The sequence below is a fragment of the Actinophytocola sp. genome (assembly GCF_050699915.1).
Taxonomy (GTDB): Bacteria; Actinomycetota; Actinomycetes; order Mycobacteriales; family Pseudonocardiaceae; genus Actinophytocola.
The window spans coordinates 1-5,583 of the sequence record NZ_JBOHGA010000316.1 but is presented as its reverse complement, the minus strand read 5'-3'; the positions used below and the strand labels follow the sequence as shown (position 1 = coordinate 5,583).

The window sequence follows — 5,583 nt, the reverse complement described above, 5'->3', positions numbered from 1 at the left end:
CCAGGTCCGAGAATCGCGGGCCGCTGCGGCGCGCTGGGGCCGCGGCGCGCGGCCCGGGGGCGCGGTTGAGCGATCGGGATACGGCAGCGTTGGCAGAAGCGGTGTGCCACAGCAAGTCACCTCATCCGGCACTCGGTGTCCTCGACCTTGCCGAACGCTTCCTCGCCCGGGATGGTCGCGATGATCTCCTCGTAGTCCCACTCCTCGGTCACCTCGCTGGAGTCCTGCACCTTGGCCAGGTACACGTCATGGACCAGGAGGTTGTCTTCTGCGCGGATCTTGCCGTTGCGGGCGAACACATCATTGAACTCGTGTCCCCGCAGCTCGTCAGCCACCGCCTCGGAGTCGTCGGTGCCTGCCCGCTGCACGGCCTCGAGGTACTGCAGCGCCGCGGAGTAGTTGCCGGCGTGCAGGAACGACGGCCGGATCCCGGTCTTGGCCTTGAACCGGTCGGCCCACTCGCGGTTCTTCTCGTCGAAGTTCCAGTACCAGGCGTCGGTGAAGGTGACCCCGGAGAACGCCTCCACGCCCAGGGAGTGGATGTCGGTGATGAACATCAGCCCGACCGCCAGCCCCACGCCCTGGTCCGCGAGCTTGAACTCGTTGTACTGCTTGACCAGGTTCACCAGGTCGCCGCCGGCCTGCATGGTGCCGATCACGTCCGGCTTCGGGTTCAGCTTCGGCGCCTTGAGCAGGAACGTGGAGAAGTTGTCGTTCGGGAACGGCGCAGGATCACTGCGCACCACCTTTCCGCCCGCCTGCGTGATGGCGGCGGTGAAGCTCTTGTTCATGTCCTGCCCGTAGGCGTAGTCCGGGTAGACGATGTACCAGTTCTTCGCGCCCTGTCGGGTCAGCGTCTCGCCCGTTCCGAACGCGAGCATGTGCGTGTCGAATCCGTAATGGAAGGTGTACTTGTTGCACGACTTGCCCGTCAGCTCGGTGGTCGCGGCGCTCACGTTGATGTGGAGCTTCTTCTTCTGATTCGCGACGTTCGCGACGGCCAGCGCCGCCGAGGAGGTCGGCACGTCGAGGATGATGTCGGCCTGCTGCCGGTCGTAGAGTTCGGCGGCCTTCGCGTTGGCGACATCGGGCTTGTTCTGGTGGTCGGCGCTGATCACCTCGATGTCGTTGACCGCGGAGTCGGGATGTTTCTTCTTGAAGTCCGCGACCGCCATCTTGACCGCCTCGACGGAGTTCTTGCCGGACAGGTCGGCGTACACCCCGGACTGGTCGTTGAGGACCCCGAGCACCACCTTCCCGCCGGAGACCTTGCCTCCGCCGCCGCCCGGACCGCCCTGGCCGCAGCCGGTCAGCACCAGGGCCGTCGCGGCGAGCAACGCCGCTGACCGTCCCGCAACTGTTCGCATGGTTCCTCCTCCCGCCCGCGACAACGCGGGCGCGCCTGTGTCATCAGATTCCGAGGTACGCCAGCAGCTCGGCCTCCCGCTGCCGCACCTCGGTGTTGTCGAGGGTCTCGGCGATCCGGCCCTCCGCGAGCAGGTAGTGCCGGTCGGCGACCGTGGCGGCGAAGTGGACGTTCTGCTCCACCAGCAGCACCGTGCCGCCGTGCGCCTTGACCTCGCGGATGATCTCCCCGATGCGCTGCACGATCACCGGCGCCAGCCCTTCGGTGGGCTCGTCGCAGACCAGCAGCCGGGCGCCGGAGCGCAGCACCCGGGCCATGGCCAGCATCTGCTGCTCGCCGCCGGAGAGCCGGGTGCCGGGGAACCGCCGCCGCTCGTGCAGCACCGGGAACGTGTCGTACACCCGCTGCAGCGGCCACGGGTTCGGGCCGGTCGGCGCGGCGAGTGTCAGGTGCTCCGCGACCGACAGCGAGGCGAAGATGCCCCGGTCGTCCGGCACCCACCCGACGCCGAGCCGGGCGCGCCGGTGCGTCGGCATCCGGGTCAGATCCCGGCCGAGGAACTCCACCCGGCCGCGCTGCTGTGTGTGCAGCCCCATCACGCAGCGCAGCAGGGTGGACTTGCCGGCGCCGTTGCGGCCTACCAACGTGACGACCTCGCCCTCGGCGACGTACAGCGAAACCTCCCGCAGCACCTGCGCCTCGCCGTAACCGGCCGACAGCGACTCAATCCGCAGCATGGCGCCCGCAGGCGGCATCGGGTCAGCAGGCGGCATCGGGTCAGTGCGCGGCATTCGGCTCCCCCAGATAGGCGGCGATGACCCGCGGGTCATCGCGGACCTCGGCGTAGGCGCCTTCGACGAGCACCCGTCCCAGCTGCAGCACGGTGACCCGGTCGGCCAGGCTCGCCACCACGTTCATGTTGTGCTCCACCAGCACCACCGTGCGACCGGCGCGGACCCGCCCGATCAGCTCCACAGTGCGCTCCACGTCCTCGGCGCCCATCCCCGCGGTCGGCTCATCCAGCAACAGCACCCTCGGATCCAGCGCCAACGCCAACGCCAACTCCAGAGCCCTCTTCTGCCCGTACGGCAGGGTGTCGGCCGGCGCGTCCGCGGCGTGCTCCAACCCCACGCTCGCGAGGAGCTCCGCGGCCCGCTCCGCATGCTGGGCGAGCAGCCTGTCCGAACGCCAGAACCAGAACCCCTGCCCCGCCCGGCCCGCCAGCGCCAACTCGATGTGCTCCCGGCCGGACAGCATCGGGAACAGGTTGGTGATCTGAAACGACCGGGCCACACCCAGCCGAGCGATCCGCTCCGGGGCCAGCCCCGTGATCTCCCGCCCGGCCAGGCAGATCCGCCCCGCCGACGGGGCGATGAACCCGCTGAGCAGATTGAACAACGTGGTCTTGCCGGCCCCGTTCGGACCCACCAGAGCGTGCACGCCGCCCTCGGCCACCGACAGGTCCACACCATCCACAGCGCGGAACCCCCGGAACTGCTTGGCCAGCCCACGTGCGGTCAGCACCGCCCCACGCCCGGGCCGCATCACTGCCCCGTTCCCGGGGCTGGCCCGACAGGACGGCCGCCCGGCCCGTCGGCGAAGCTCAGCCAAGGCGTGGGCGGGTGCTGGCCCACGCTCGGCTGGGAGTGGTCGCAGACGCCGGAGGGGAACGCCCTCAGCACCCGGGCCCACTGCTCGTCGGTGAACGACACGCCGTAGTCGGCTCGGCTCAGCGGTGTGAGCTGGCATTTGAGGATGTTGTTCGCCAGCGGGCCACCCGCCGCGGTGCGCGGATTGCCGAAGTAAGGAAACGCCGCACGGCACGTGCCCGGGTCGGTGACCTTCCGCCCGGCGATCCAGCAGGCGTCGACCGCCTGCGCCGGCCGGTGCCTGCGGACCTTCACCTCGAGCGGTTCGCTGGAGGGGTCGGCCTCGATGCCGGCCAACCATGCGTCCATCAGCAGGAAGGCCTGGTTCATCGACTGCTCGTCGGGCGCGAACGCGACGCCGGCGCTGGTCCAGATCACCTGGTTGTCATGGTGGCCGTTGGCTTGCTCGAGTCGGGCGCGCATCGCGTAGCTGTGGAAGTCGGTGTGCACCTCGTTGTTGTCGGCGGCGCGCAGGTCGACGATCGGGGTCTTCGCCAACTGGCGTCCGAAGGTCACCGCCCCCGCTCGGTAGGCGATCTCGACCGCTGCGAGGTCGGCGGCGCTGCGTTGCGACTGCCAGTTCTTGTCGATGTCGTAGCCGCCGATCTTCTCGTTGAGGTCTGCGAACTGCTCCGGCGTGATCAGGCCGGATTCGAGCGCGCGCAGGCCGTACTGGACACCGACGTTGTCATACGGCCGGTTGGCGAACCCGCTGCCGATCCGCTGCTCGACCTCGCCCCATGCCTGTGGCGGACGCCGCCCGAAGATCGCTACCTGGTGGTCCTGCAGAGTGCACCGCGCGCCGTGCGGGTTGGTCTGCGGGTCGTACACCCACTCGGGCTGCTCAAGCACCACCCCCGCCGGTTGCACGAACGCCGAGCGCCACACACAGCTGGTCCGCGGGTCGAACCAGTGGCCATCGAATCCGAACACGGTGATCCAGCTCTGGCACGGACCGACATCGGCGGTCCCGTCGACGGCGGCGCGCTGCGCCTCGACCGTCCACAGCTGCGGCGAGGTGGTGTTGTAGTACCGCAGCAGCAGACCGCAGTCGACGACCTCGTGGGCGGTCATATACAGATCCGGGAAGCTGCACGAGGGCACCAGCCCGTCCAGCAGGCCCGGGTAGGCGTCGGCGATCAGATGCTGCTGCACCGCCCCGCCGGAGCAGCCGAACCCCATCGTGTACCGGATCTCGCCGAGCTGTTCGATGAGGTGTTCCTTGACCATCATCAGCGACTCGGCGGAAGTCACGAAGTTGGTGTTCAGCCCGTGGATGTTCAGCGAATGCGTGGCCACTGCCCAACCACGTGAGAGCGCGAGCTCGGCGGCCTGGTTGCTGTTGATCACACTGACCGGGTACGGCTCGCCCAACACAGACTTGGGCGCACCCTGCCGGCGCTGGGGCTTGGCGTCGGCGCCGAGGATGTAGTGCAGCTTGCCGTTCCAGCCCGCCCGCGACGCCCACGGCGCGGGCGACTTGACGGGGTCGTGCAGCACCGCGAACTGGTAGACGCCGCGGTTCATCGTCCCGGTCTCACGCCGCACGATGTACGGGACGACCGCGCCCTGGTCAGTTCTCGTGGTGGCGACGTCAGACGGCGGGTCCTTCGGGTCGTACGGCTGGAAACCGGGTTTGCTCGGGTCTGTCGACTGGTAGAGGAAGTCCACCGCGGTCGCCGCGTTGCACTGTTCGTCCAACGCAGGGCCGAGCGTGTTGGGCTCGGCGTTGGTCTCGCAGATCCAGGGCCGCAGCTGAGGCCCGGAGAACACCGGCCCGCCGATCGGGTGGTTGGTGATCGTGATCCGGTCCACGCCGCCTCTGCCGCGCGCGGTCAGGACGTTCTCGCCGTCTCTGAGGCCGGTGACCAGCCCCATGAACCGCCCGTTCGGACGCAGCGCGAAGCGCGAGGTGACGTCGCGGCCGTCGACGTCGACCCTGACCTTGCCCGGATCGACGCCAGGCGCCAGGGCCACCTCGACCAGCGCGTCCCCGCCCGAGATCAGGTCCGCGCGGTTGGACAGCACCCGAATCTCAGGCGCGTCACCGGTCGCGGCGACGGGGCTCGGCAGCGTCAGCGACAGACCCAGCGCGGCGAGGACGAGCAGCCGGCCGCGGGCTGCGGCGACCGCGCGGACCCGATCTCGAACAGCCATCTCGATCACGCTCCGCGTTCGGTGGCGAGCTGTTGGCTGCGCTGCGCGCGGAGGGCCGAGCGCTGAATCTTCCCGCTGGGGTTCTTGGGCAGCTCCGGCACGAAGTGCACCGACCGCGGGTAGGCGTGAGCCGCGTACGTGCGCTTGACCAGTTGTTGAAGCTCGACAGCCAGCGCATCCGTGGGTGTCACGTCGGGCTGCGGCACGACGAACGCCTCGATCACCTCGCCGCGCAGCTCGTCGGGCACGCCGACCACGGCGGCCTCGGCAACGTCCGGGTGCGCGGTCAGGGCGCTCTCGACCTCGAACGGGCCGATGCGGTAACCGGCCATGATGATCACATCGTCCTCGCGGGCCGAGAAGAACAGGTCTCCGTCGTGGTCCCGCGAGCCGGTGTCCCCGGTGTAGTAC

Annotated in this window: 5 protein-coding genes; all 5 read right to left on the bottom strand. The window is 69.3% G+C overall.

Features of this window, described 5'->3' with window-relative positions:
- Positions 1–116 precede the first annotated feature (116 nt).
- Complete coding sequence (locus ACRDSK_RS31325) at positions 117–1,367, bottom strand: ABC transporter substrate-binding protein (protein ID WP_431445006.1); 1,251 nt, start codon at positions 1,365–1,367, stop codon at positions 117–119.
- Positions 1,368–1,410: 43 nt separating this feature from the next.
- Positions 1,411–2,157, bottom strand: coding sequence for an ABC transporter ATP-binding protein (locus ACRDSK_RS31320; protein WP_431445005.1), 747 nt, complete (start codon positions 2,155–2,157; stop codon positions 1,411–1,413).
- A complete protein-coding gene (locus ACRDSK_RS31315) occupies positions 2,144–2,890 on the bottom strand; it encodes an ABC transporter ATP-binding protein (protein ID WP_431445004.1) in 747 nt (248 codons plus the stop codon). The genes ACRDSK_RS31320 and ACRDSK_RS31315 overlap by 14 nt, the downstream gene beginning before the upstream one ends.
- A 20-nt stretch (positions 2,891–2,910) precedes the next feature.
- Positions 2,911–5,172 (bottom strand): DUF6351 family protein, encoded by a 2,262-nt coding sequence (locus ACRDSK_RS31310; protein WP_431445003.1) that lies wholly within the window; start codon positions 5,170–5,172, stop codon positions 2,911–2,913.
- A gap of 5 nt (positions 5,173–5,177) precedes the next feature.
- A partial coding sequence (locus ACRDSK_RS31305; protein ID WP_431445002.1) for an AMP-binding enzyme occupies positions 5,178–5,583 on the bottom strand: 406 nt, incomplete at its 5' end.